Origin of the sequence: Microbacterium sp. (genome assembly GCF_049661145.1) — a bacterium.
Classification (GTDB): Bacteria; Actinomycetota; Actinomycetes; order Actinomycetales; family Microbacteriaceae; genus Microbacterium.
In genome coordinates this window covers 1-2327 of the sequence record NZ_JBASZT010000174.1, presented here as the reverse complement: position 1 = coordinate 2327, position 2327 = coordinate 1, and the positions used below count along the sequence as shown (strand labels likewise).

Annotated in this window: 2 protein-coding genes and 1 pseudogene; all 3 read right to left on the bottom strand. The window is 71.6% G+C overall.

The window, feature by feature from the left end:
* Window positions 1-1569, bottom strand: a 1569-nt coding sequence (locus WBP48_RS07735) for a S8 family serine peptidase (RefSeq protein ID WP_424438506.1), incomplete at its 3' end; no start/stop codon positions are given.
* 44 nt (window positions 1570-1613) lie between these two features.
* Entirely contained in the window at window positions 1614-2087 is a 474-nt protein-coding gene (locus WBP48_RS07730) for a hypothetical protein (protein WP_424438503.1), read from the bottom strand.
* Window positions 2077-2327 (bottom strand): annotated as a pseudogene (locus tag WBP48_RS07725) (sigma-70 family RNA polymerase sigma factor); the annotation flags it as partial. The gene WBP48_RS07730 and the pseudogene WBP48_RS07725, both read right to left, overlap by 11 nt.

Here is a 2327-nt window from a genome sequence, read left to right as displayed (position 1 = left end):
GCCCAGCCCTGCCGCGACGAGGCCCGCCACGAGCGGGGCCGCGAAAGACGTGCCGCTCCACACCGCGAACCCGCCGCGGAAGTCGTCGGGGTCGATCGTCAGCCGCCGCCTCGCGTACCGGTCGTCGCGCGCCGATGCCTGCAGTCCGCCGCGGAGATCCGGCACCGTGCTCAGCACCGACGCGCCGACCGCGTACGTGCGCACCCACGGGCCGACGTTCGAGAACAGCGCCGTTGTGACCCGGTCGGGGTTGAGCGCACCCACCGAGATGTGCTCGGCGGCGCCGTCGGGCACGAGCCCGTTGTCGGCACCCGGCCACGGCCACAGCGAGGCGGGGAAGCTCGGGCGGTCGGTCGCGTCGTTGCCCGCCGAGACGACGACCGTGACGCCGAGCCCGCGCAGCACGGTCAGCAGGTCGTAGAGGTGGCGGGTGTACAGCCCGTCGATCGGGGTCTCGTGGTAGTACCCCAGCGACAGGTTCAGCACGTCGATCGCGCGCCCGCCGTCGACGTCGTCGCGGTAGCGCTGCACGAGGATGCCGAGGTCTTCGACGACGCGCAGCAGGTTCGACTCCTCGACGATCCCGCGGCCGTCCGCGACCCGGATGGCGAGCAACGCGGCATCCGGCGCGATCTGCCGCACGATCCCGGCGATGAACGTGCCGTGCCCCGCGACCGGATCCAGCTCGCCGTCGAGCGGCCCGTACAGATCGGGATAGACCTCGGGGTTCGCCGCGTCGTGCAGGCCGACGGGGTCACCGTCGAGGCGCACGTCGCGGTCGACGAGAACGCCGGGCAGCCACGCGTGCTCGCCGATGCCGGTGTCGAGCACGGCGACGACGGCGCGCCGACGATCGGAGGCGACATCGGTGAAGACGGGCTCCGGGCCGATCCACGCGACCGGCTGCCGGCCGCCGGAGCCGCAATCGCCGTACTCGCCGACCGGATTCGACTTCGTGTAGGGATTCGACTTCGTGTACGGATTGGACTTCGTGTACGGATTGGACTTCGTGTACGGGTTGGCCCCGATCTCGTCGACGGTGAGCACGTGATCCAGCCCGATGTGCTCGACGCCCGACTCTTTCAGGGAAGCAGGCACGTCGACGCGGCCATCGCTGCCACGGATCGCGTTGCGACCGCGGAGGATGCTGCGACGCACCCGTTGCAGCACGCGCCAGGCATCCGGGAGTGCGTGAGAGGCGGCATCCTCCGGTTCCGGCGCAGTCAGTCGCGCCCTGACGACGACCGGCGCGTCCGGCAGCCGCGGCTCGGGAATCTCGCCCGCGTCCAGCTCGGTGCCATCGAGGCGCTCGGGTACGACGCCCCAGCCGAGCACGGCGGCGGCAGCGCTCACGCGCTCGAGGTTGGTCGCCACGACGCCCGCGTCGCCGCCCGAGACGAGCAGCCGGTCGGGGACGTACGCGGTCTGGAACGCCTCGATCCCGTCGAGCGGCTCGGTGCCCGGGTCCAGCACGGTCGCTGAGATGACCGCGCCGCGGGCACGGTCGCGCCAGGACCATCCTTCCGGCTCGGCGGGTGCGGCGGGATCGTCGAAGTCTTCAGGGGTCATGCGTCTCTCCTTGGCGGGTCAGCTGGATGCCGGCGGCGCCGGCGCTAGATCTCGAAACGGGGGGTCAGCAGTTCATCGGGCGCGCCGGGCTCGGGCGCGGCGGCGAGCAGCACGCGCAACCGCGAGATGCCTCGTTCGACGGCATCGATGAAGAAGCGGCCGCCCTCGAGGGTCGCCGTGTGTTCGCCGTCCTCTTGAGTGAGCCGCACTTCCGACACGTCGCCGTCGACCCAGCCGTCGAGGCGACAGCGGTCGTGGTCGGCCGCGGTGACATGCACCAGCATGTTCGTCCGCCCGTCGCTGAACTGCAGGGTCAGCATGTCGGCGTCGCCGCGCACGGCGGTGGTGGCGTCGCTGGCGATGAGGCTCAGCAGCGCGTACTCGCGGCCGAGGTCGACCATCGCGACGGCGGCGATCATCCTGTCGGCGAGGTCGTCTGGTACCGGGTCCACCGCCCGCCCCGCACGCCGGATCGCCGCGAACAGTGCGGCTTCGTCGGTCATCGAATCAGAGGTCACGTTCGTCCTCGTTCCATCCCGCCGCTTCGAGTGCGGCGCGTAGCTTTCCGAGGCATCGCCCCCGGGTCGGTCCGATCGAGCCGATCGGCATGTTCAGGTCGCGCGCGAGGTGCGCATAGTCCGGGCGCTCCTCGAACGCGATGACGCGCAACAGGCGCCCGCAGCGCTCGTCGAGCCCGGCGACGGCCGACCACAGCCGGCGGTCGCGATCGGCGGCATGCGCATGTTCCTCCGCGGAGC